23 protein-coding genes are annotated in these 22096 nt (G+C 43.1%); 2 read left to right on the top strand and 21 right to left on the bottom strand.

Annotation, left to right across the window (positions count from 1 at the left end; all coding sequences use genetic code 11):
- The 5 genes from GMC92_RS06320 to GMC92_RS06345 all read right to left on the bottom strand — a co-directional run bounded on the left by GMC92_RS06320 (nt 1) and on the right by GMC92_RS06345 (nt 3758).
- Nucleotides 1-795 carry an ABC transporter permease gene (locus GMC92_RS06320; RefSeq protein ID WP_003010132.1) on the bottom strand — a complete coding sequence of 265 codons (795 nt, stop codon included), beginning with the start codon at nt 793-795 and terminating at the stop codon, nt 1-3.
- On the bottom strand, nt 792-1778 hold the full coding sequence (locus GMC92_RS06325) for an ABC transporter ATP-binding protein (RefSeq protein WP_003010129.1): 987 nt from the start codon (nt 1776-1778) through the stop codon (nt 792-794). Before GMC92_RS06325 ends, GMC92_RS06320 begins: the two co-directional genes overlap by 4 nt.
- A complete protein-coding gene (locus GMC92_RS06330) occupies nt 1771-1974 on the bottom strand; it encodes a hypothetical protein (protein WP_003010127.1) in 204 nt (67 codons plus the stop codon). The genes GMC92_RS06325 and GMC92_RS06330 overlap by 8 nt, the downstream gene beginning before the upstream one ends.
- 880 nt (nt 1975-2854) lie before the next feature.
- Nucleotides 2855-3490 (bottom strand): SdpI family protein, encoded by a 636-nt coding sequence (locus GMC92_RS06340; RefSeq protein ID WP_061455895.1) that lies wholly within the window; start codon nt 3488-3490, stop codon nt 2855-2857.
- Nucleotides 3477-3758: an autorepressor SdpR family transcription factor gene (locus tag GMC92_RS06345; protein ID WP_003009465.1), complete on the bottom strand. Its 282-nt coding sequence runs from the start codon at nt 3756-3758 to the stop codon at nt 3477-3479. The genes GMC92_RS06340 and GMC92_RS06345 overlap by 14 nt, the downstream gene beginning before the upstream one ends.
- A 908-nt stretch (nt 3759-4666) precedes the next feature.
- On the opposite strand from GMC92_RS06345, the gene GMC92_RS06350 reads away from it, so the two are divergent.
- Nucleotides 4667-5836, top strand: coding sequence for a CynX/NimT family MFS transporter (locus GMC92_RS06350; protein ID WP_118096293.1), 1170 nt, complete (start codon nt 4667-4669; stop codon nt 5834-5836).
- 85 nt (nt 5837-5921) lie between these two features.
- Here GMC92_RS06350 and GMC92_RS06355 read toward each other — a convergent pair whose 3' ends face one another.
- From GMC92_RS06355 to GMC92_RS06405, 11 genes are all read right to left on the bottom strand, one after another.
- Nucleotides 5922-7055, bottom strand: a complete 1134-nt coding sequence (locus tag GMC92_RS06355; RefSeq protein ID WP_118096294.1) for a LysM peptidoglycan-binding domain-containing protein — start codon at nt 7053-7055, stop codon at nt 5922-5924.
- Nucleotides 7056-7676: 621 nt separating this feature from the next.
- Complete coding sequence (locus GMC92_RS06360; RefSeq protein WP_045760123.1) at nt 7677-8300, bottom strand: V-type ATP synthase subunit D; 624 nt, start codon at nt 8298-8300, stop codon at nt 7677-7679.
- Between the two features lie 3 nt (nt 8301-8303).
- A complete protein-coding gene (locus tag GMC92_RS06365; protein WP_003002370.1) occupies nt 8304-9689 on the bottom strand; it encodes a V-type ATP synthase subunit B in 1386 nt (461 codons plus the stop codon).
- Nucleotides 9676-11466 carry a V-type ATP synthase subunit A gene (locus tag GMC92_RS06370; protein WP_155200012.1) on the bottom strand — a complete coding sequence of 597 codons (1791 nt, stop codon included), beginning with the start codon at nt 11464-11466 and terminating at the stop codon, nt 9676-9678. The genes GMC92_RS06365 and GMC92_RS06370 overlap by 14 nt, the downstream gene beginning before the upstream one ends.
- 33 nt (nt 11467-11499) lie before the next feature.
- Nucleotides 11500-12204 carry a GNAT family N-acetyltransferase gene (locus GMC92_RS06375; protein WP_155200013.1) on the bottom strand — a complete coding sequence of 235 codons (705 nt, stop codon included), beginning with the start codon at nt 12202-12204 and terminating at the stop codon, nt 11500-11502.
- Nucleotides 12201-12521, bottom strand: coding sequence for a V-type ATP synthase subunit F (locus GMC92_RS06380; protein WP_003009443.1), 321 nt, complete (start codon nt 12519-12521; stop codon nt 12201-12203). The genes GMC92_RS06375 and GMC92_RS06380 overlap by 4 nt, the downstream gene beginning before the upstream one ends.
- Complete coding sequence (locus tag GMC92_RS06385; protein WP_155200014.1) at nt 12502-13521, bottom strand: V-type ATPase subunit; 1020 nt, start codon at nt 13519-13521, stop codon at nt 12502-12504. Before GMC92_RS06385 ends, GMC92_RS06380 begins: the two co-directional genes overlap by 20 nt.
- Nucleotides 13522-13530: 9 nt before the next feature.
- Nucleotides 13531-14121: a V-type ATP synthase subunit E family protein gene (locus tag GMC92_RS06390; protein WP_155200015.1), complete on the bottom strand. Its 591-nt coding sequence runs from the start codon at nt 14119-14121 to the stop codon at nt 13531-13533.
- A 70-nt stretch (nt 14122-14191) separates the two neighbouring features.
- Nucleotides 14192-14671: a V-type ATP synthase subunit K gene (locus tag GMC92_RS06395; RefSeq protein ID WP_003009435.1), complete on the bottom strand. Its 480-nt coding sequence runs from the start codon at nt 14669-14671 to the stop codon at nt 14192-14194.
- A gap of 30 nt (nt 14672-14701) precedes the next feature.
- Nucleotides 14702-16663 carry a V-type ATP synthase subunit I gene (locus GMC92_RS06400; RefSeq protein WP_155200016.1) on the bottom strand — a complete coding sequence of 654 codons (1962 nt, stop codon included), beginning with the start codon at nt 16661-16663 and terminating at the stop codon, nt 14702-14704.
- The gene (locus GMC92_RS06405) at nt 16653-16976 is read right to left on the bottom strand and encodes a hypothetical protein (RefSeq protein WP_003009429.1); all 324 of its coding nucleotides are present in this window, start codon (nt 16974-16976) and stop codon (nt 16653-16655) included. Before GMC92_RS06405 ends, GMC92_RS06400 begins: the two co-directional genes overlap by 11 nt.
- 294 nt (nt 16977-17270) lie before the next feature.
- Between GMC92_RS06405 and GMC92_RS06410 the strand changes: the two genes are divergently transcribed.
- Nucleotides 17271-18110, top strand: coding sequence for a MurR/RpiR family transcriptional regulator (locus tag GMC92_RS06410; protein WP_338324043.1), 840 nt, complete (start codon nt 17271-17273; stop codon nt 18108-18110).
- 97 nt (nt 18111-18207) lie between these two features.
- Here the strand turns inward: GMC92_RS06410 and GMC92_RS06415 are convergent, their stop codons facing one another.
- From GMC92_RS06415 to GMC92_RS06435, 5 genes are all read right to left on the bottom strand, one after another.
- Entirely contained in the window at nt 18208-19095 is an 888-nt protein-coding gene (locus GMC92_RS06415) for an ROK family protein (RefSeq protein WP_155200017.1), read from the bottom strand.
- 15 nt (nt 19096-19110) lie between these two features.
- Complete coding sequence (locus GMC92_RS06420; protein ID WP_037608222.1) at nt 19111-20028, bottom strand: dihydrodipicolinate synthase family protein; 918 nt, start codon at nt 20026-20028, stop codon at nt 19111-19113.
- Nucleotides 20029-20059: 31 nt separating this feature from the next.
- A complete protein-coding gene (locus GMC92_RS06425; protein WP_155200018.1) occupies nt 20060-20707 on the bottom strand; it encodes a DUF624 domain-containing protein in 648 nt (215 codons plus the stop codon).
- 21 nt (nt 20708-20728) lie between these two features.
- Entirely contained in the window at nt 20729-21181 is a 453-nt protein-coding gene (locus tag GMC92_RS06430; RefSeq protein WP_003009416.1) for a NanQ anomerase/TabA/YiaL family protein, read from the bottom strand.
- Between the two features lie 74 nt (nt 21182-21255).
- Nucleotides 21256-22095, bottom strand: a complete 840-nt coding sequence (locus tag GMC92_RS06435) for a carbohydrate ABC transporter permease (protein WP_003002334.1) — start codon at nt 22093-22095, stop codon at nt 21256-21258.
- Nucleotide 22096 lies beyond the last annotated feature (1 nt).

Here is a 22096-nt window from a genome sequence, read left to right on the forward strand (position 1 = left end):
TTATCCTCCCACATTTGAGAAGTGCTCCACTCCTTTTCTCAATATGAATCTTGATATAATATAAAAAATGATGCACCAAATCAATTGAATACAAATAATTCTCAAATAGTCTATTAATTTATATGTATCATTACTAAACATCTGAAGCGGTTCATATACTAAGTATTTAAAAGGTAATACATCTAAAAACAGACGAAAATTATTTGAAAAAAAACTTAAAGGCAATAATATTCCTGATAAAAACTGAATTACTATTTCTTTAACAGTAAGGACAAAAAATATATTTTCTAACCAAAAAGAAAGCATACCTACACAACATGATATTAAAAACCATAGAACCATAGATAGAATAATTGCAATACTTCCTAAAATAAGAATTTCAATGGTTAATAACTTATTCTTGTAATAAACACTGGAGAATAAAATGACAGGAATGATGATAAATAATAAATGAGCAAGCCTATCTCCAAGCATTTTACAAAAATAATACTTATAAAAAGTAACAGGTTTTATTAATATGCTAAAAAAATTTCCTGAATGAACATCGTCATTGATTTCCCAATCAACTGGATAAAAAACAAAATATGAAAAAATTATAGTCCCCAAATAGTATTGAACCATTGAGGTAAAATCATATCCTGCTATATTTATCTGGTTACTCTGATATATATACGTCCATAAAAATACTGATATCATAATTTGTATACTTGCCTGTAACATTAACAATAGTACACTTGATTTATAGTTCAAAATAGATCGAAATGATATCAGAATAATAGACATTTCTTTTTTCAATTGTGCTCCTTTTTTGTAAAATAGTTTTGTAAAATAATTTCTTCTAAAGAAAGATTTGATATTTCAAAATCTTCTATATCTACAAGCTTATTGATTGATTCTAATGTCTCAAAGACAAAATCTCTAGGTATTTTTAGTATACATTCCGATTTTGTTTGAGAAATGACTACTACTCCTTTAACAGAGCATAACTCTGGTACCAAATCTAATGTCATTTTTATCTTTAAATATTTAAAATCAGAAAATTTAGATAAAATAACATCCATTGACTCCTGCAAAATAATTTTTCCTTTGTCAATGACGATTAATTCGTCACAAACAGACGAAATATCATCCATATCATGACTCGTTAAAATAATAGTAGTATGACATTCTTCATTCATTTTCTTTAAAAATGTTCTGATATCTTTTTTAGACTGTATATCTAACCCTATAGTAGGCTCGTCTAAAAATAATATTTCCGGACTTGTTAAAGATGCCGCGATAAACTCCATTTTCATTTTTTGTCCAAGAGAGAGGGTCCGGACCTGCTGGTAAAGCTGATCTTTTACATTCAACAAATTGCTTAATTCCTGAATTCGTTCTTGTAAAATCGCCGGTTCTACCTCATATAAAGTACCAATCAATTGAAAATAATCCATAGCCGAAACATCTTGAAATAACTGTAATTTATTTCCTACTACTATTGAAATTTTTTTTCTAAAATTTATACTTCTTTTAAATGGAATTTCTCCATTCACTTCTAATTTTCCGGAACTAGGATAAAGAGTCCCAGTCAACATTTTAATCGTTGTGGATTTACCAGCTCCATTACTCCCAATAAAGCCAACTATACTCCCTCTCTTAATCGTAAAACTAATATCTTGAACAGCTCGAATCGTTATTTGATTACGTTTCAAAAATCTCTTGATAAATGGGAGTCTTGAATCAAAATTATAAAAATTTTTAGATAAATTCTGAGCATTAATAACTATTTCACTCATATATCTCTCCTTTCGATAAAATATATTTACTTGTACTTTTTCCATACTTTACCAAAATGCTAAAGATTGAGCTAAAATCTTCGGGATGGGTAAAATAATATTTGTCTTTAAAAAGTTTCTCAAAACCTTCAAGGCGATTATTGAAATCATTAAATTTTGTATTGTCTAGCTGGTTGAATGTCTCTTTAATATCCATAAACTTTCTCCGTGATTCTTTATTTCACTTTATAAATAGAAGAGTGTCTATATATTTATAGATCCTCAAGAACTTGCATTTTATCAAGTATAAGTAGAATAGTATGTAAGGGTTTACATATTCATATTATATGATTATGTAAGGAATCCGTCAATTTTCCACATTATTATATGACAAAATGTATTTTTTAAAAATGCAAAAATCTATGAGCAAGATGTTTGACTTCCTTTTTTAAAGTATATATACTTATATTAACCTTAGAAAAAAATGTTTGAACAGATATTCAATAATAATTACTTTTTTTAAAATTAAAATTCGAACTTTAAATTTTTATCTTTTTTATATTATTGAGTAACCTAAATTGCCCAATTTGTAAAATTTAGCTAGACAAAAAAAGACATCCAAGAGAAATTTCTTAAATGTCTGTAAACGTTGATATAAGCGTGTTGATTAACGTTTTGATAATTGTGATGCTTTACGAGCTTTCTTAAGACCTGGTTTGGAAAGCATGGGTTTCAGTTGGACTAAAAACAATGTAATACCAAGGATTTTCAGAACGATATCTACTGATTAATTTCATAAAATATGAATAAGTTTAAGCGAAATAGGGAAATTACTTTAAATATTTTATTTACAATTATAATTTATCAATGGTTTTCCTTCAATAATAGTATATAATGGAAGAAAACTGAGTCAACTATCCAGAAAGATACTATTCTGTCTGAAAATAGAATATAGTAGCCAAGTGTAAAGAATATACTATAAGCTTTCCGAAAAATTCGTATTTTCCTGAACGTTTTGAATTTGAAACGATGAACAAACAAAAACAACCGGAAAAGAAACCGTTCCCGACTGGCTTCTTCTCTGGTTGTTTTTCATACTAACGATTTTTCCGACTTAATTGATAAGAGTACACCATAGGGATAACCACAATGGCGAGGATGACCAGCACCAAAACATAAGAAAGTGCGAATTGAAGTCCTGCTTCAAGTAGAAGGATCAAACCTCCGAGGACCCACAACTTCCCTGCCAAGCGATGGGTTTTGTGCCAGTTATCTTCACTCTGCAAAGTCCAAGGCAGACGTATTCCAACCGTGTGATTCACTTTTAGCTTCGGCATGTAATTGCCCATGATCACAAAGATGAGACCCAGCAACACCGAAACAAAAACTGATGGATTGGTAGTAGATCCTAGCGCCTTGCTATAGATGAGATAGGAGGTACTTAAGGAAACGATTGGGGTCAACCAGTAAATCGCTCTGATCATTTTCTCATTCATCGTGCGATTCTTAGGATCACGTCCGATCACGAAAATCATAAACAGATGCACCATGAGATCGAAAATAGGAAGACCAAACACAACCAGGGGTTTCGATTGGAAGTTATTGGCCTGGCCAGCAAAATTGAAGTGAATCGGGATTTGGTTAGGCAATTGCGACCAAATCATCAGCCCCCAAAGCATGGGGAAAAGGATCACCATAGAAGTTAATAGCAATAGTTTTTTATTCGTTTTCATCAGTAGAGTCTCCTTTCAAATCAACGAGCCAGACCATTAAATCCTCCAAGACAGAAGTATTGAGTTCATAGTAGATAAAATTCTTCTCTTTTTCCTCTCGAATTAAATCTGCCTGCTTGAGGAGGCTTAAATGATGGGAAATCGTCGCTCCTGCTACATCAAAGTGGCCAGCGATATCACCAGCAGATAATTTCCCCGCCTTTAGCAGTTCTAAGATACTTCTTCTTATCGGATTCGATAAAGCTTTAAATGTTTGCGCAAAATTCATTCTCTATCTCCTCTATTCTATTTAGAAATGTTTCTAAATAGATTCTAGTACTTTCGGATGGGTTTGTCAACTCTATTTAGAAAAAAATCTAAATAGTTTCTGTTGTAAAAAATTATCAGACCTAAGACCGATTCTTATAAACAGCGTCTTTTCTTAAGTTTTCTTTAAGAAATCAGCCTTATAATAAAACCATCAAATGAAGACCTCCTAACTTTGTTTGATAGAAAATCCTAAACTTTTTCATAATAATCTCCCTATAAGAGCCACCAAAACCGGTGGCTTTTTCTATGGACCTTAGTGAGTTAAGTCCAATAGGGGCTTGTACGAACTTAGGTACATGGATGCAGTTTAAGCAGAGCGGAAACTACATACTTTAAAAAGAAAAAGTTATTATAAATAAAAACACAGCTTATTTGTGATGCTAGCTAATGTATTTTCTCAGACTTCAGACCGATTCTTTCGATCAGCGCCTTTTCTTAAGTTTTCTTTAAGCAAACCGCCTTATAATAAAACCATCAAATAAAGACCTCCTAACTTTGTTTGATAGAAAATCCTAAACTTTTTCATAATAATCTCCCTATAAGAGCCACCAAAACCGGTGGCTTTTTCTATGGGAGTGAGACAGAACAATTTTATAAAATTGTTCGTTGTCTCACCCCCGCACAGTTGATTAGGTATTCTTTGGAGCTATAAGAGCGAACAAAGATACCAATCAACCACTGCGTTATGCAATTGTTACTAATCTATTTTTGTGAACCAGACCTAGTAAGGGCGTAGACGAACTTAGGTACATTGACGCAGTTCGAACGATAGTGAGAACTACGTCCCTTCTCCTTCATTTGTACTAATACTCCAATTTATGCTCCATCTATGTTATAATGAAGAGAATTTTTGTCTGAGGAGGATTTATGAAAAAAACACATTCTATGCTATTCATCCCAGGCATCATTATGCTTGGGATTGTTTTACGAACACCATTTACTACGCTTCCGACGGTCTTGTCTGACATCGCAGCTGGTTTGGGGGTAGATGTGAGCTCTCTGGGACTATTGACTAGCTTGCCACTTCTCACCTTTGCCCTTTTCTCACCTTTTGCGATTCAATTTGCTAAAAAGTTGGGGATTGAGCGCCTCTTTTTCCTAGTTTTGATCGCGATTACGATCGGATCTGCCATTCGGATTATCAATCTCCCCTTCCTCTATCTGGGAACTATCTTGATTGGAGCTGGCATTGCCTTTCTCAATGTGCTGCTTCCAAGCCTGATTCAGGCGAATAGACCCCGCCAACTAGGCATTCTGACTACTTTGTACATCACTTCTATGGGGATGTCCACAGCGATCGCCTCTTCTGTGGCTGTTCCGATCACCAAAGCCACTTCTTGGCAAGGTTTGGTCAACATCTTGACAGCCTTGTGTGCTCTTGCTTTGGTCATCTGGATTCCTAACCTTCGCTACAACCACCATCTAAAAAAGACGGCTACTACGGAATCTAGTAGCAAATGGTATACCAATAAATATGTCTGGGCTATCATGATTTTTGGAGGCTTGCAGTCACTGCTTTTCTACACAAGTATGACCTGGCTTCCGACCATGGCTGTTCAAGCTGGCCTTTCAAAGGTTGAATCTGGACTACTGGCCTCCGTGTTCACCCTGATCAGTCTCCCATTCTCCTTGACGATCCCAAGTTTAACCACACGGTTATCCGATCGCAATCGACACTTGATGCTGACGATTGTTGTCGGAGCAGGGATTCTGGGGGTAGCCATGCTCTTAATCCCGACTAGCAACTTCTTCTACTGGTTGGTATTAAATGCCCTAATTGGAAGTTCCGTTAGTTCGCTCTTCCCTTACCTCATGGTCGCTTTCTCCATGAAATCCAGCACACCTGAAAAAACAGCTCAACTTTCTGGACTTGCCCAAACAGGAGGCTACGTCTTTGCAGCCTTTGGTCCAATCCTCTTCGGCTACAGTAAATCTCTCTTCCACTCTTGGACACCTGCCATTCTTATGCTACTGGTCTTAACCATTATCATGGCGATTGCCCTTTATCAGGTGGAAAAAGTCGATCATATTTTATAACCATCGTCTGGCTGGAAGATTCGTCTTCCGGCCTTTTTTGTGCATACAAAAAAGAACTAGGCACTTGTCCTAGTTCAAAGTTTTATTATCCGTTAAATGAGATATGTACGTGATCGTAGTGGTTTGCTGTATCTCCACCACGGTCTGGCATTTGGTTCCATGTATTAGCTGGTCCGTAAATGTTGTCTACTGGCATGTAGAATTGTTGTTTCCAGATGATGTATGAGATGCCTGCACGGTCCATGTTGTCAATTGCATATTGAGCAACTTGATCTCCAAGTTCAGAACTTGTTGGAACCATTACGTCTACTGCAAGTCCTTTACCATGATCGTCTGGATCCCCTTCGCGGTAACCACCAATGTTTGTGATACCAAATTTTGCAGCGATTTCTTGACGGAAAGCTTCTGCTTGTGGTTGAAGGTGTGGATCAGTTGGAATAGCATTACCAGTTGTTGGAGTTGATGCTACTGGTTGCACTTCAGGTGCTGCAGCAGTTTCTACTGCTGCTGGTTGTGCTGCCGGAGCTTCGTCTGCAGGAGCTGGTGTTCCAGCAGGAGCTTCTGGTTGAGTTGCTGGAGCTTCAGGAGCAGAAGCTGAGGCTGTTTCTGGGTTTTGAGTTGCAACATTGGCAGCTGGAGCACCGTAGCTTGGTGTTTCTGGAACAGCTGGTTGTGCTGGTGTTTCTGCTGCTGGTACTTCAACTACAGGAGCTTCCGCTGGGGCTTCTTGAGTTTCCGCTGCTGGAGCTACTGGAACAGCTTTGTTATCTTCGTTTACTGGTTTAGACAAATCGTTGACAGCGACTGTTTGGTCATCAACTGTCACTTGGTTTGTTGTCAAGTCAGCACTTGCAACGGTTGCATCTGTCGCACCTGCTTGAGGAGTTTGGATTTCAACTGAAGTTACTTCTTTTTGATCATTTACTGTTGTTTTCAAAACAGTACCTGGGTAGATCAAATCCATGTTGCTGATGTTGTTCAAGTTTGCCAACACATGAACATCGATTCCAAGCGCTTCTGCGATCGAACTCAATGTATCACCATATTTGATGGTATAAGTTTGTTGGTTGTCACCGCTTTGTTGGATATCATGTTTGATTTCATCTACTGAGCGAGCTACCCAATCTTCAAGTGTTTCTGCAGTGGCTTTTGTAAATGGAATCACTGCAAGAGCTACTGTTGAAGCGATCAAGGCTTTCGTATTAACTTTTAATTTCATCTTTTATCCTCTTTTTTCTTTGTTTTTTTGCTCAAGATTTTCTTGGACAAATTAACTACCATACTATCTTATCACAATTTAAAAATAATAAAAGGCCTTTTTGGCTATTTAACAAAACTGTATTTTTCTTGTAACATTTCGTCTTTCTTGTCACATTGTTACAAACTAGTAACATAAAATTAGGGTCCTGGAAGAAGAGTTCGAGGGCGCAAAAAAAGCCTCATCAAGGAGCGGTTCCTCGATGAGGTTCTTGTATTTTTTAAGTAATTGAACATAGCTTTTTACGGCTTTGTATCTTATAACTGAACACGCCCTAAATGCTGTGTGATAAACGCAAACTGTAATAGTACTAACTTCAAAGACACAGTAGCTGATTGGATTTTTCTCTCGCTTTAAGAGCTCGGAAAAATCCTAATCAGCCTTGTGGGGGCAGGACAACGAAGCATTCTATACAACAGTGCTTCTGTCCTGCTCCCTATTTTCCTTTGAGTTGCTTAATGGCTTTGTATCTTGTGAATTGAACACGCCCTAAATGCTGGGTGAAAAAGATAAATTCTCTTGTGAGCATCGCTCACTGCAAGAATTTCCTATTTTCACTTTGCATTTTACGGGCTTTGTATCTTACTTCACCTTCATGATTCTGACGAGGTTGGCGCGTTCGGCTTCTTCGAGTTTCATTTCGATATAGTAGATGGTCTCTTTGAGGTCTGGGATAGTCGCATACTCCAGTCCGTTCACTCGACGGCGGGTTTTCTCGATTTCATCTGCCATGAGTTGGCAGCTTTTTTCGATTTCCGCTAACTTGAGCAAATCTGGGAGGAGGTCCCCCATTTCTTGAATGGTGCTATCCATTTGACTGTTGGAGGCGAGGTAGCTATAAACCACGTCCCCTTCATCATCTCCGTATGGATTTTCGATACGGGCATGGAGCTTGGGCACGCGCACACTCATGACATTTTCTTCCTCAATATGCAGCATCACTTCTCGCGTGGGAACAGCAAAGATTTCTTCCACCATGAGGTCGCTCTCTAGTGACTTGGCCATCACGAAATCTTGCATATTGCCCACCAGCGCTGCCTCCACCTTTTGGCGCAGACGATTATTCTCACGCACTGCTTCAATAAAACGGCGCATGAGTTCATCCCGCTTATCCTTGAGCAACTTGTGCCCCCGGGTTGCTGTCTTGAGGCGCTCTTTGAGAATATTAAGCTCCATCCGAGTTGGTTTTACATTTAATCGTGCCATAGGCTAATCCTCTTTGTTTGGCAGATACTTGTCAATCATCTCATCCTTGATCCGTTTAAGCTCTGTTCTTGGAAGGATGGATAAGAGTTCCCAACCGAGATCCAAACTTTCCTCAATCGTCCGATTGGTAGTGAAACCTTGGTTGATGTATTCCTGCTCAAAGCGGTCCGTAAATTTAACATAGAGCTTGTCGGTATCTGACAAGGCAGATTCCCCAAGCACTACAGCCAGTTCTTTGGCTTGTTTTCCTTGGGCGTAGGCTGCAAAGAGCTGGTTCATGGTCGCCGCATGGTCTTCCCGAGTCTTGCCTTCACCAGAACCCTTGTCCTTCAAACGGGAAAGGGATGGAAGAACATTGATCGGTGGGCGGTAACCACTATTGTAGAGATCGCGAGATAGAATAATCTGACCTTCGGTGATGTAGCCTGTCAAGTCAGGGATAGGGTGGGTGATGTCATCTTCTGGCATGGAGAGGATCGGGATTTGGGTCACAGATCCTTTCTTTCCAACCAAGCGTCCTGCACGTTCGTAGAGGGTTGAGAGGTTGGTATAGAGGTAACCTGGATAGCCCCGACGACCTGGAACTTCCCGGCGGGCAGCAGATACTTCCCGAAGGGCTTCACAGTAGTTGGTCATGTCGGTCATAATAACCAAGACGTGCATATCTTTTTCATAGGCCAAATATTCGGCAGCTGTCAAGGCGATCCGAGGGGTGGCAATCCGTTCGATAGCTGGGTCATTGGCTAGGTTGATGAAGAGGACAGAGCGGTCAATCGCACCTGTCTCCCGAAGGTCGTTCATAAAGAATTCGGCTTCTTCAAAGGTGATTCCCATGGCCGCAAAGACCACGGCGAAGTTTTCTTCCGAATTAAGAACCGTCGCTTGACGAGCAATCTGAGCCGCCAACTCCTTGTGAGGAAGACCAGAACCTGAGAATACTGGGAGTTTTTGGCCCCGAACCAAGGTATTCAAATGGTCAATGGCTGAGATCCCTGTCTGGATAAATTCATCTGGATAGTCCCGCGAAACAGGATTGATGGCTTGTCCATCAATGTCCAAGTACTTCTCTGGGATAATCTCTGGACCGCCATCGATGGGTTTGCCCATTCCGTTAAAGATGCGTCCGACCATGTCTTCAGACACAGGAAGTTCTAGGGGACGTCCGGTAAAGCGGACTTTGGCTTTTTCCAAATTGATCCCGCTAGATCCTTCAAAGAGCTGGACCATGGCCTTATCTTCTTGGACTTCGAGGACTTGTCCCTGACGGGTCGTTCCATCATGAAGCTTGATTTCTACTAGTTCATTGTAGTGAACCCCTTCGACCTGATCGACAATCATCAAGGGGCCAACAACTTCGCTGACAGTACGGTATTCTTTAATCACGCTCATTGTCTACTCCTCCTTTTGCGACGATTTGGTGTAGGGTTTCTACGATTTCTTCTTTCAGGGCTTGAATGGTTGCCAACTGATCCTCATGGATGAACTTGCTCCGGGCAATACGGTCTCGAAGAGCTACGGTTCCTTCCATGATTTCTGTGAAGTAAGCTCCCAATTCTAGTGCTTTTTGACTTTCTTGATCAAAGGTCAAAATGTTGGTCAACAAGGCCACCTGCTTGCTGAAAGAGGTATAGGTATCGACCTCATCAAAGGCATTTTGTTGCAGGTAGTCTTCACGGATCATCTTAGCCGCATTCATGGTCAAGCGGTCTTTTTCAGACAAGGAATCCAGACCAACCAGGCGAACGATTTCTTGCAATTCACTTTCCTTTTGAAGCAAGTTCATGGCACGGGTCACTTTTTCAGACCAGCTGATTTGTTCATGTAGATCGATATAGCGACCGACTTCATCTTGGTAAAGGGAATAAGAACTCAACCAGTTGATGGCTGGGAAGTGACGACGTTGGGCCAATTGAGCATCTAAGCCCCAGAAGACCTTGACAATCCGCAAGGTATTTTGCGTTACGGGCTCTGAAATATCTCCACCTGGAGGGGAAACGGCACCGATAGCGGTAATCGAACCTTCACGCGCAGTGCTTCCGAGTGTCTTGACCCGACCGGCACGCTCGTAGTATTCGGCGATCCGGCTACCGAGATAGGCTGGGTAACCTTCATCCCCTGGCATTTCTTCTAGACGACCAGACATTTCACGGAGAGCTTCTGCCCAGCGCGAAGTCGAATCCGCCATGATGGCAACGGAATAGCCCATATCACGGAAGTATTCGGCAATAGTAATCCCTGTGTAGATGGAAGCTTCCCGCGCCGCTACTGGCATGTTCGAAGTGTTGGCGATCAGAACGGTCCGTTGCATGATGGATTGACCAGTCGTTGGATCGATCAATTCTGGAAATTCATTCAGAACGTCCGTCATTTCATTTCCACGTTCCCCACAACCAACGTAAATTACGATATCTACATTGGCAAACTTGGCCACCTGGTGTTGCACAACTGTTTTTCCAGCTCCGAAAGGACCAGGAACAGCTGCAGCTCCACCTTTAGTCACTGGGAAGAAGGTATCGATGACCCGTTGACCTGTGACCAAAGGCTCTACTGGAATCAGTTTTTGTGCAAAGGGACGGCCTCGACGAACCGGCCATTTTTGCATCAAAGTACCAGTAAAGAGGCTGCCATCTGCCTGCTCGATCTCATAGACCGGCTCTTCTACTGTGTAAGAACCTGCTGCGATCTTGCTCACACGTCCACTCACACCAAAAGGCACCATGATGCGGTGTTCCACCATATTGGTCTCTTGAACGGTACCGACGATGTCTCCAGCGATCACTTCTGTCCCTTCAGTCACACTTGGTTCGAAGGCCCATTTGGTGTCCCGATCTAGATTTGGAACTTGCACCCCACGAACCAAAAAGTCACTGGCAGTCACTTCTTGGAAGCGTTCCAAGGGGCGTTGGATCCCGTCAAACATCTGAGAGATCAAGCCTGGTCCCAATTCAACAGAAAGGGGAGCTCCGGTTGTGACCACTGGTTCTCCTGGACCGACTCCAGATGTTTCTTCATATACTTGGATAGAGGCTTCATCCCGCCGCATCTCAATAATTTCGCCAATCAAACCAAGATCGCCGACCCGGCAAATGTCTTGAATATTGGCCTCCTGCATCCCTGATGCGACCACCAAGGGACCGGAAACTTTGATAATTTTTCCTTGAGTCATGTATTCCTCCTGGGAATCCTTTGTTTCTTTGTTTTACTTTTGTGCTATCTCTCTTAGAGATTGCTTTTGTTGGCCATTGGCATCGAAATTGCTTGGATCCAACCAGGCTTCGAAGCGCTGTTTGATAGCTGGCCATTCTTGGTCAATGATGGACAACCAGTCTGTATCACGGGTACGACCTTTATAAACAACAGCCTGACGGAAACAGCCTTCATAGGTGAAGCCTAAGCGCTCAGCTGCTTTGCGAGATGCTTGGTTTAAGGCATCGCATTTCCACTCATAACGGCGGTAGCCTAAATCTTCAAACACGTAGCGCGCTAACAGATACTGGGCTTCCGTAGCCATGCGTGTCTTTTGGAGCGCTGGTGAGTAGGTCACTGCTCCAACTTCGATCACCCGATTGGCTTGATCGATCCGCATGAGAGAGAAAGTCCCCAAAGCCTTGCCTGAATCTTTGTCTACAATCGCATAGTAAAAGCGACCTTGGGCTGTCATGAGATCATCTAATAAGTGGTCCCACTCCTCTTCATTGTGGGCAGGGCCTTTGAACAGAAAGGTCCACATCGCTGCTGGAGAGTCCGGCCCGTAGACCTGATAAAGATCTGCTCCATGTTTTTCTTTTGAGAGGCGCTCGATCACGGTATAGCGACCTTCGATCCGCTCAATAGCTGGCAGACGCCCCGGAGTAAAATCCGGCAGTGCATCGCCAATCGTTTGGCCAAATTCATTTGTTCTCATAAAATATCCTGTCCTACTGCTTTTTCGACATTATCACGAATCCGCTGTTGGCCGAGTCCTGTAGTCCCTCTATGGGTCGGGATAAGGATCAGAGCCGGTGTCAGCTGCTGGTCGTAAAAAGCCACTGTATCTGGAATAGCCTGAGCAATATCCTCTGTCAGGTAGATAATCCCGAAGTTTTCCCGACTGAGTTTTCGCAGGGTATTGATCGCTTCTTGTGGCTCTGTGACCGGATAGGTTTGAAAGCCAATCAGGCGAAAAGGAAGGATGGCATCCCGATTGCCCACAACGGCGATCTTATAGGTCTGTTTGTCCATAAATCGGTCTCATCCTTTCTTTGATGTCTGCTAGCGGAAAACCATTGTCCAAACCAGAGAGGACCAAACGAAGGTTGGTCACCTCTAACTCTTTTCCGTAAAGATAACGGACAAGGGGGAGTGGCCCATCGACTTCAAAACGGCCAGCGTCTAAAAGACTGAATTTCACCAAGCTTTCTAGATACTCCAACTCTGTTGTCTTGAGTTGACCGGTGCGCATCTTTTCTTCATAAGTCTCTAAGGCAAGATCGTACTCCAGCGGATTGACTTGATAAAACCAGGTCAACCACTGACCGGATTCTAGCAGGTCGATCACCTGATGGGCACTGAGGCTCCCTTCATCTGAGAGCAATTGGTGCATAAAGCTATGCGGTTTTTGCTGATCCAAGGCCCGCTTAACTGTAATCGCATTGTAAAAGTCAATGGTCACGTCCACCAACTGCTTCAAAATCGGATGATCTAGACTGTCTCCTAAGTATCTCAGGTGTTTAAAATAAGCTAAGTCCATCCCGATTTCGAGAACCCGCAAGTCCTGATAGTCTTGGAATTCTTGCCAAGTTGCAGCCACTTCTTCCGCCATAAAGGCCGGACAATGCTCTGCAGAAAAGGTCGCCACCAAATGCTCAAGCACATCAAGAGAATAAGGACCGATGGGGATCAATAAATGCCCCAACTTGCGCTCTGTCGCCTTGTGTTTCAGATAAACCTTGAGATTATGATAAGTGTATTTCAAGGTGAACAGGCTAACCAGGTCTGACTGAGGGGTTACCTCAAAAGCCCATTGGTATTCTGCCAACAAGGCTGCCATCAGACGGGCTTCAAGAGCTGCTAAATCCTTGATCTCCTGGCTGTCTAAAGCGTATGGCGTCCCCTGCAACAAGCCTTCTCGGCTCTCACTGGAGGGACTTGCAAGCAACTGCTCGAACTGACTGGGACTGAGAAAACTAGCCTCACGTACGCTGATTCCTGTATTGACTTGAGAATAGGTCCGTTCGCTCATTGCAACCTCCTAGTTCTCTTCATCTGTGAAAATGCTGGCTGCCATCTGGTAGCTTTCCTGCTCCCAAATGGAATCCACCAAATCACGGTAGAGATAGTTGTCATCAATCTTCCCAACCGACAAGACAAAGCCTGCCTGAGCTGGAATCGTCGCATCCGCAACTGTCACATTCTGATGAGTTTGCTTTAATTTCTCGAGAGCTGCTGGATCAAATTTGCTAGCACTCACCGCCCCAAAGGCCAGAGTCACAACTTGCCCTTGATAGCGGTCTAAAATCACATCTACAAACTGCATTTCCTTTTCAAGGGGCCAAGCCGCCATTGCTTCATAAGCATCTGCAAAGAGATCCTTTAAGACTCGTTGCTTGGTGACAAGGGTTGATTGGCGTTTTTTATTTTCGATTTGTTGGGTTTCACGTTGCAATTGACGTTGAATCCGCTTGAGCTGCTCAGAGCGTTGATTGAGTTTCTCTTGGATCAACCGCTCTTCTTGTGCAGTCTCTTCTTTTAGGATGGTTTCCTTGGCCTCTTCTAAGAGTTTACGCCCTTTTTCGTGGGCTTGGGCCAAGATCGAATCCTTTAATTGGGTTTGTTCATCCATATCGTTTTTTCTCCTATTGCATGCGTCTTGTGTTTTTCGCCTCGCGAGGCGAATCCATCAAAGCTAGCTCTTAGCCGACGCGTAGAGTCAATAGGAAGGACACAACGAAGGCCAAGATGGCATAGGTTTCAACCATGGCCGCAAGGATAACCCCTTTCATCATGTCTTCAGGGCGTTTGGCCAAGATTTGCATCCCTGCTGTCGCAACATTTCCTTGGTGTTTGGCTGAGAAATAACCAACGATCGCAACTGGAAGAGCTGTAAAGAAGTAAGCAACTCCTGTTTCAAGTGGCATATCTGGCTTAATTTGCAACCAGATCAAGATCCCGATAACGAAACCGTACAAACCTTGTGTACCTGGCAACAATTGCAAAATCAGGGCTTGGGCAAATTTTTCGGGTTGTTCTTTCAAGAGCGCTGCTGCTGCTTGACCCGTTTTACCAACCCCAAGGGCAGATCCCATCCCACTAAGTGCGACTGCGATCGCCACACCAAATGCTGCAAAGAAGGCGCCCCCATGGGCTGAAAAATATGATGCTAAAGATTCCATGAATATACTCCTATTTATAAAAGATAATACTTATTTTTTTGTTTTAATATAGCGTTCTGAAGGTTTAAGAGGACGAAATGGCTTGCCTCCTCCTTCGTAGAACTTACCGAAGAACTCCACAAAGATTAAACGGGCTCCATGCACATACCCTGACAAGAAGGACAGGAACATGTTAATGGCATGAAGGACGATAAAGAGCACAAGTCCTACCGTAAACCGTCCAAGCGGTGGGAAGAGGTTGACAATCAAGTTAAAGGCTGAACCGATACTAGCTCCAGACAAGCCCAGGGCCATCAAACGGGTGAAGCTGACCAAGTCTCCGACATAGCCACTGACATTGTAGAGGTTAAAGAGACCAGATGCTAAACCGGACAGCTTCTTAGCACTGACAATGGAAACAATCAAGATCCCAATGGCATTCAAAATAGCCAGCCACTTGCCAATCGGAACCAGGACGCTCATCCCTGGTAAGATATTGCCTACTGCTAGCAGCATCAAGCCAAGGAGGATCAAAACCCAAGCAAAGCCCGCATTATAGGCTTCGGTGTAGTCTTTGAGGCGGACATTTTTCATCCCCCCTAGGAACAGTCCCACTAAGACAGTGACAAAACCAAAGACCACTGAGAGGATCAGGATGGTCATAGCGTTGCTGGTCGTACTGATCAGGGCAAAAGGCATCTCAAATCCAAAGAAAGAGCCATAGACCACACCCCAAAGGGCAACTGAAACTCCTAGGAGACTGAAGAAACGAAGGTTTTTCGCTGTCCCAGGCTTGAGTTTAAAGGCTTTAAGGGCAAACCCTGTCGCTACCGTTAGCAAGAGTCCATAACCGATATCTGCGACCATCATGCCAAAGAAAACAAAGTAGAAGAGCGAAACGATCGGAGTTGGATCTTTCTCGTAATACTTAGGCAAGGCATACATCTCTGTGACTAATTCAAAAGGCTCTACCAAGGCGCTATTTCGCAACTGGATCGGCACGTCATCCCAATCTTTTTCTGTCACATCGCGCGTCTCAAGTAAGACCCGAGATCCAAAGCCTTGTTGCAAGAAGTCTCGTAACGAGGCCACTTGGGATGTTTCAATCCAACCCTCTAGGGCTACCAAGCTTTGCGTGCTTGCAAGAAGCGATTTGGCCTCCTCACGAGCTCCCAAGCTCAACAAGTAATCCATCTGGTACTTGAGCTGGTCCAACTCCTTCTGGGAGTTTTGTAACTCTGCTAGGGTTGCTGCAACGACAGCTTCTTGCTCTTTGATTTCTCTTTCAAGGCGATCCAAGTAAGCGGCTGGGACTTGCTCTTCTTCATAGTCCAATTCTTTGAACCCATGTTCTTCCAGAAGCTCCTGAACAGCTACACGGTCTCCCGAACGATACAAGATGACATAGCCGTGTTCAGTCTCAGACGTAAAAACTTCTTCTAACTCCAGTTCAGGATGAGCTTTTAAGGAAGAACGAACAGCGTCTGTATCGCTATTGGGGATGGTCCCGATCAGGCCATGCACATAGTGAAAGGTAGCAAGGGCAGCTGGTGTCACCTCTAACGGGCGCCATTTTTCTAAGCGCTCGATCTCTCCCTTTGCATCTGCAATCTTCTGGCGAGCCTTGTCTAACACGCGCAATTGGCGTTTCAACTTGGTCAATAGAAGATCCTCATCTCGAATCATCCCGTGGGCCTGCAGATCATCAAAAGACAAACTTAAAGGTTCTTCCTTCAGAGCTTGCAAGGCCTTCTTCTCCGGCATATAGGGCTCCAGAGTCTGAATCATTTTTTCAACTTGTTCTTGACGTTTTTGTAGCTCTACCAAGTCTTGACGATTGTCCTCTGTCAAGGGTTGAGACAAGGTATTTGCCTCAAAGGCAGCCTGCCATTCTTCATGCTCACTGAGGTCATAAATCTGGATTTTCGCCTCAGACTGTAGCGCTAGTAGGAGACTGTCCAAGTCATCTTTGGGTAAGATGAGGGACAGTTTTTGCATCTGACTAACGGCCATAGCTTGCTACCACCTTTTCTACAATGGCTTCAACTAACCCAGCTCGCTTATCGGTCATCGCCTGTTGTACCTTGGCATCATTGCGCGCAACCGTTTCTTCCAGATCTTTCGTTAAACGGACGAGTCTTTCCTGGGCGTTTTTTTCTGCCTCTGTGACCAATTGCTTGGTTTCCTCATCGTAATGCTGTGCCACTGTTGCAAGGCGATCGCGCGAATCCGTTCGGATTTGTTCAACTTGAGCTTCATAGCCTACGATCACGCCCTGAGCAGCTTGCTCGATCTCTTGCATCATCTCGAGTGTTGCATTCGACATCGTCACACCTCCTTATTCAACCATTGTTCTTCCAACAACAGTACAATTATCTTAAATTATACCACAATTCATATCGTTTGTTCAGGCCCAACCGGAAATTTTCAGAAAATTGCGGACAACCAATAAGAGCTTCGTTTCAAGATTGGTAGCGTTCTCTTCTTTTCTCATATCCTGTTACTAGTTTCAATATTTTTTGCTTACTTTTACTTGAATAAAAGGGTGTCTCCATGTTATAATGTGTAATATATTATAGGATCATCCTGTTATTTCATCTCGTGAGAAAGGAGGATTGCTGTGAAACAAGATCAAGATTTACGCACTATTATCGCCAGCCATGAAGCTGAGTTAACAGATATGGAACGCGACATTGCCCAATATTTTTTATCGTCGGAAGCACGACAGCACTCCCTGTCCTCTTCTCGTGTAACGGAGTTACTCCACGTCTCAAAGGCAGCTTTAACGCGTTTCTCTCAAAAATGTGGCTTTTCCGGCTATCGGGAGTTTGTCTATCATTTTAATGAGGAAACAAAGAATCAAAAACAAGTGCAAGAGCATGATGAACTCACTCTCAGCGTCTTGCAACGCTACCACCATATCAGTAACGTCACTGAAAGTCTGATAAAAGATTCCCAATTGGATCGGGTAGCTGAACTAATCGATCAAGCGGACCGAGTCTATTTCTTCGGGATTGGTAGTTCCGGTTTAGTCGCTCGAGAAATGAAATTGCGCTTTATGCGACTAGGCGTCGTTTGTGAAGCCCTGACTGATCAAGATGGCTTTGCTTGGACGACCAGTATTCTCGATTCCTCTTGTTTAGTCATTGGTTTCTCATTGTCAGGAGGCACCAACTCCATTACAGACAGTCTGCTGAATGCGAAAGAAAAAGGGGCTAAAACGGTTCTTTTGACTGCTAACGCGGCTGCTATCCACCAAGGATTCACAGAAGTGTTACCAGCCGCACCCCTTCCTAGTAGTACCTATATCGATCGTATCTCTGCGATTTTACCACTCCTCATCGTGGTCGATTTGATCTATGCTCATTTCCTTAATAAAAACCGAGAACAAAAGGAAATCGTCTTTAATAGCTACTGGGAAAATAAAAAGCTTTCTGGTCAACGTTCTCGAAAATCTTAATATGGTCTCCCTATTTAAAAAGCATGAAAGATCAGGTTTTCTTCGTCTTTCATGCTTTTTTTGATGAATCAAAAACAAGTCGCCAGCGCGACTTGTTTTATGTTGCATGTTTTTGTCTAAAGTGGTAGTAAGCCCCCAACATACCCGCGGCGTTTTGATGGTGGGCAAATTCCAAACGAATCTTATCTGCTAGGCTAGGAACCAGCTCTGCACACAGAGCTTGATAGATTTTAGGTTTGAGGATGGCTTCCTGAGCCATAATACCCCCTCCAAGAACGATGACTTCTGGATTGACCACATAAACGATATTAGCCAATCCTTTTCCAAGATAGGTCACCATTCGATCAATTCCAGCCATACAGATTTTATCCCCTTCAGTTGCCTGCTTGAAGATCCGGCGACCATTCCACTGCTCCACGGGATCGCCATGATGTTCTGCCACATACTCGACTAAAGCCGTCGTTGAAGCTAGATCCTGAAAGGCACCGTCTGGCAAATGAAGATAGCCAACCTCACAGGCTGAATAGCTAAAGCCATGAAAGACCTGACCATCAAGCAAGAGACAACCGCCGATCCCTGTTCCAATCGTCAAGCAAACAGCATTGTTCGAGCCTTTTGCATGACCTGTAGTGACTTCTGCAAGACCGGCACAGTTAACATCATTTTCAATCTCGCAAGGGATCTGAAAAGTCTCTTCGATTTCCTTTTTGAACTGAGTTCCAGCATAGTTGGGAATTTGTGGACCAGCATAAAAGATTTCTCCCTTATCAGGATCCACCATCCCGGCCGAAGAAATCGCAACCCCTGCCAAGGGATGCTTCTTCAAATAACGGGCTACGATTTCCTTTGTTGTGTTAAGAATGTGAGATCCTCCTTTTTGGGCCTCCGTTGGCATTTCATGGGTCTCTAGGAGTTGCCCTTTTGCATCGGCTAGACCATACTTGATACTGGTCCCTCCGATATCAATTACAACATATGGATTCATCTAGACCTCCTTTGATTAAAGGAATCTGGCTTTTGTGTCCTGAATGAGTTGAGCAGCACGTTGAATCACTTCTTGATCCGCTTCTACTACTGGCGTCAAAGGGGAGCGAACAGATCCCAAGTCCAAACCTTCATTGATGCGCAAAACCGCTTTGATGACCGCATACATATTGCCATGAGCAGACGTCAAGACTCCGATAATGTCATTGATAGCAAACTGCAAGGCACGCGCAGTCTCCAAGTCTTTCTCAGCAATCAGCTGATTGAGCTTCAAGAAAAGTTCTGGCATCGCACCATAGGTGCCACCGATCCCAGCATGCGCTCCCATGAGACGGCCACCTAAGAATTGTTCATCCGGACCATTAAAGACGATGTGGTCGTCGCCTCCTAAAGAAGCAAAGGTTTGAATGTCCTGAACAGGCATCGAAGAATTCTTGACCCCAATCACCCGTGGGTTTTTCAACATTTCCTTGTAAAGGCTCGGTGTCAAAGCAACCCCAGCCAATTGCGGGATATTGTAGATGACAAAGTCTGTATTGGGTGCGGCTGCACTGATTTCATTCCAGTAGTGGGCCACACTGTATTCTGGCAAGCGGAAATAGATCGGTGGAATGGCCGCAATGGCATCCACTCCTAGTTCTTCTGCATGTCGTGCCAATTCCACGCTATCCTTGGTGTTGTTGCAGGCTACGTGAGCAATGATGGTCAATTTCCCTTTAGCTACTGCCATCACTTCTTCTAGAATCAGCTTGCGATCGGCCACGCTCTGGTAGATACATTCGCCAGAGGATCCGTTGACATACAAGCCCTGCACACCTTTCGCGATAAAATATTCTACCAGCGCACGTACCCGCTCCGGGCTAATTTCTCCTTGGTCATCATAGCAGGCGTAAAAAGCGGGGATGACTCCTTCATATTTTTTTAAATCTGACATTTTTTCTCCTTTTGTCACTAATGAATTCATTTTATTCTTGGTACTGGGCAAAAATCTTTTCCATTAATCCAACTTGTGCAAAAGCCAAGCTTGAAAAGCCGAACAAGAAAAAGATCATAAGCCCCAATAGGAAAGCTAAAACCGAGCTTGCAAGAACCATACATAGAAGCAAGAGAGCACTTCCCATGACAAAGAACCAAAGAAAATGCAAGCCTGTCACAATCATGGCTTTTTGCAAACACTCTTTCCAATCCAATTGGTAGCGGGCCGCAATAGGATAAGCAGCCAATAAGATCAACACAAGAAAGAGAAAGAGGCCTAAACAAATGGTTTTCAAAGCTTGGAAAGCTAGGGAAGTTTGCCCCCAAAATAAGAATAAATCAAAGAGACAAATACCTGCAACAATCAGTTCTAAACTTCCTAGTTGCAAGCCTATTTTCCAATTGTCCCGAAAAGCCTTCGCATAACTACGAATCACCGGAACTCGACGCTGGTGCTTAATGGCAAATAAGGTCTGATACAAACTAATTTTCGCAATTCCAATCGTGAGAACTGGTAAACAACTTAGCACAAATAAAAGATTAACGGTTACCAAGTCGAGGACCTTCTCACTGATACGCATCACTACATTGTCCGTGTTAAAAACGGTTTTGATCAATCCTGCCCCCTTAGATGACATAGGCACTCCTTTCTAACGTGATCAATCGATCGCAATTTTAAATAGATATTTTTTCACAATATCTTCTTGCCCTGCATAGCCATTGGGCTGGTGAGGCTCCCCTGGAAAGAAAATCGCAAAATTATGATAGCCTAGATGAAGCGGATAAGACTCCTGGCAATGGACAAAACCGATGTCCGATGCTTCATCAAATGCGAGCGCCTCACCTGTCACACGAGATCCATAACTCGAAAACTCATGCCCTTCTACTAATAAATGCAAATCAGCATATCTTTTGTGGTGTTCAAAGCGATCATTTTCTGCTTTGTTGAGGGTATTTTCTTGAACGACGAGAAAGACCTTATCCCCATCAATATCGTATCTCCCCAATTCAAAAGAATCCTTCCGATGCTCATAGAGAAAGTCAATGGCCTGATCCAGATTGGGGTGGATCCCTTTGTAAAAGGTGATGTTTTTTAAATCATCAAATATCATATTCTCATCCTTTCGATACTTCTCAGCCTTGAAAACCGATCTGTACATAACGATCGTTTGTCCAAGCAGACGACTTATCCTTTGACCGCTCCCATGGTAATCCCTTGTGTAAAGGATTTTTGGAACACGAGGAAGACCGTAACGATTGGCACTGCAGCTAGGGCTGCCCCAGCCATGATCAAGCCATAGTTGGTAGCCATTTCAGCCTGCATGGTTGCTACCCCTAAAGAAATGGTCAAGTTTTGCCGAGAGGTCAGCATTACCAATTGCATAAAGTAGTCGTTCCAGGTGTTGATAAAGGTAAAGATGGCAAGGGCTGCAAATCCCGGCTTGACAATTGGGAAGGCAACGCTCCAGAAAGTCCGCAACTCTCCACAACCATCGATCTTAGCAGATTCTAAGAGTTCTGTTGGGATGTTTTCACTAAATTGCTTCATCAAGAAGACCCCGAATGGCCATCCAACCAATGGTAGAATAACCGCTGCAAGGGTATCATGGATCCCCATAAAGTTAATAATCCGTACCAATGGAACTAAGACAACTTGTTTCGGAAGAGCCATGGCCGCGATAAAGATAGCAAAGAGAATTCGTTGCCCATAGAAGCGTTTCTTAGCCAAGACATATCCTGCCAAGGAAGAGGTCATACACACCAAAAGCATGGTTGCAAGGGAGATGAAGACACTATTCCACAACCATTGTAGGGCTGGGTTTTGTACCATCAACTGTTGGAAGTTTTCCATGGTTGGTGTCTTTGGCCACCACTGAGGTGGGATCATAATGGTATCTGGCTGAGACTTAAAGGCCCCTGTCAAAATCCAATAAAATGGGAAAATGAACAAGACTGTCAAAAGGAGCAAAATGATCGTTGAAATCACTGTAAAGGCAGTGATGGGTTTCTTTTGTGTTGGTTTCATC

Source organism: Streptococcus parasanguinis (assembly GCF_009717775.1).
GTDB lineage: Bacteria > Bacillota > Bacilli > Lactobacillales > Streptococcaceae > Streptococcus > Streptococcus parasanguinis_AG.

Coding starts and splice junctions, on each gene's coding strand:
- GMC92_RS06325 (WP_003010129.1), bottom strand. CDS start 1,778: ATGAGTGAAATAGTTATTAATGCTCAGAATTTATCTAAAAATTTTTAT.
- GMC92_RS06330 (WP_003010127.1), bottom strand. CDS start 1,974: ATGGATATTAAAGAGACATTCAACCAGCTAGACAATACAAAATTTAAT.
- GMC92_RS06340 (WP_061455895.1), bottom strand. CDS start 3,490: ATGAAAACGAATAAAAAACTATTGCTATTAACTTCTATGGTGATCCTT.
- GMC92_RS06345 (WP_003009465.1), bottom strand. CDS start 3,758: ATGAATTTTGCGCAAACATTTAAAGCTTTATCGAATCCGATAAGAAGA.
- GMC92_RS06350 (WP_118096293.1), top strand. CDS start 4,667: ATGAAAAAAACACATTCTATGCTATTCATCCCAGGCATCATTATGCTT.
- GMC92_RS06355 (WP_118096294.1), bottom strand. CDS start 7,055: ATGAAATTAAAAGTTAATACGAAAGCCTTGATCGCTTCAACAGTAGCT.
- GMC92_RS06360 (WP_045760123.1), bottom strand. CDS start 8,300: ATGGCACGATTAAATGTAAAACCAACTCGGATGGAGCTTAATATTCTC.
- GMC92_RS06365 (WP_003002370.1), bottom strand. CDS start 9,689: ATGAGCGTGATTAAAGAATACCGTACTGTCAGCGAAGTTGTTGGCCCC.
- GMC92_RS06370 (WP_155200012.1), bottom strand. CDS start 11,466: ATGACTCAAGGAAAAATTATCAAAGTTTCCGGTCCCTTGGTGGTCGCA.
- GMC92_RS06375 (WP_155200013.1), bottom strand. CDS start 12,204: ATGAGAACAAATGAATTTGGCCAAACGATTGGCGATGCACTGCCGGAT.
- GMC92_RS06380 (WP_003009443.1), bottom strand. CDS start 12,521: ATGGACAAACAGACCTATAAGATCGCCGTTGTGGGCAATCGGGATGCC.
- GMC92_RS06385 (WP_155200014.1), bottom strand. CDS start 13,521: ATGAGCGAACGGACCTATTCTCAAGTCAATACAGGAATCAGCGTACGT.
- GMC92_RS06390 (WP_155200015.1), bottom strand. CDS start 14,121: ATGGATGAACAAACCCAATTAAAGGATTCGATCTTGGCCCAAGCCCAC.
- GMC92_RS06395 (WP_003009435.1), bottom strand. CDS start 14,671: ATGGAATCTTTAGCATCATATTTTTCAGCCCATGGGGGCGCCTTCTTT.
- GMC92_RS06400 (WP_155200016.1), bottom strand. CDS start 16,663: ATGGCCGTTAGTCAGATGCAAAAACTGTCCCTCATCTTACCCAAAGAT.
- GMC92_RS06405 (WP_003009429.1), bottom strand. CDS start 16,976: ATGTCGAATGCAACACTCGAGATGATGCAAGAGATCGAGCAAGCTGCT.
- GMC92_RS06415 (WP_155200017.1), bottom strand. CDS start 19,095: ATGAATCCATATGTTGTAATTGATATCGGAGGGACCAGTATCAAGTAT.
- GMC92_RS06420 (WP_037608222.1), bottom strand. CDS start 20,028: ATGTCAGATTTAAAAAAATATGAAGGAGTCATCCCCGCTTTTTACGCC.
- GMC92_RS06425 (WP_155200018.1), bottom strand. CDS start 20,707: ATGTCATCTAAGGGGGCAGGATTGATCAAAACCGTTTTTAACACGGAC.
- GMC92_RS06430 (WP_003009416.1), bottom strand. CDS start 21,181: ATGATATTTGATGATTTAAAAAACATCACCTTTTACAAAGGGATCCAC.
- GMC92_RS06435 (WP_003002334.1), bottom strand. CDS start 22,095: ATGAAACCAACACAAAAGAAACCCATCACTGCCTTTACAGTGATTTCA.